Consider the following 394-nt stretch of genomic DNA (forward strand, 5'->3'; position numbering starts at 1 on the left):
ATAACGCCGCAAATAAACGGCAAAAATTAGTTGGCTAAACTTGTGAGGAACGAACAAAGCCAACTGGTTTTTGTCCGCCCTTTTTGATTTGCCTTGTTATGTTTAATTCTTGCAGGTAAATGAACTGGTTGTTACAGATTTAATATTCCCATCACCACATTCTTTGATTGCAACTTTAGTATTACTTTCTAATTGACCTGCCGATGTAAAAGGCTCAATAAAAGCAAAAGCGATAACTCCTAGGAAGATCAATCCAACAACTAAGTGGAAGTGCTCTTTTTCTTTTTTTGATTGTTCAGACATGTACTAACAGTTCCCTTTGATTTAAACATAACGCCTTAATAAACGGCGAAAAATAGTTGGCTAAAATAAGGGACGAAGGAGCGCAAGCCTA

The 394-nt window shown here is 36.8% G+C and carries 1 protein-coding gene; it reads right to left on the reverse strand.

The window, feature by feature from the left end:
- Positions 1–102: 102 nt before the first annotated feature.
- A complete protein-coding gene (locus CWB72_RS19835) occupies positions 103–303 on the reverse strand; it encodes a hypothetical protein (RefSeq protein ID WP_138635053.1) in 201 nt (66 codons plus the stop codon).
- Positions 304–394 lie beyond the last annotated feature (91 nt).

The sequence above is a fragment of the Pseudoalteromonas phenolica genome, assembly GCF_005886345.1.
Lineage (GTDB): Bacteria > Pseudomonadota > Gammaproteobacteria > Enterobacterales > Alteromonadaceae > Pseudoalteromonas > Pseudoalteromonas phenolica_A.

Excerpts from the sequence above, each read along its gene's own strand:
- CWB72_RS19835 (WP_138635053.1), bottom strand. The coding sequence starts at position 303 with ATGTCTGAACAATCAAAAAAAGAAAAAGAGCACTTCCACTTAGTTGTT.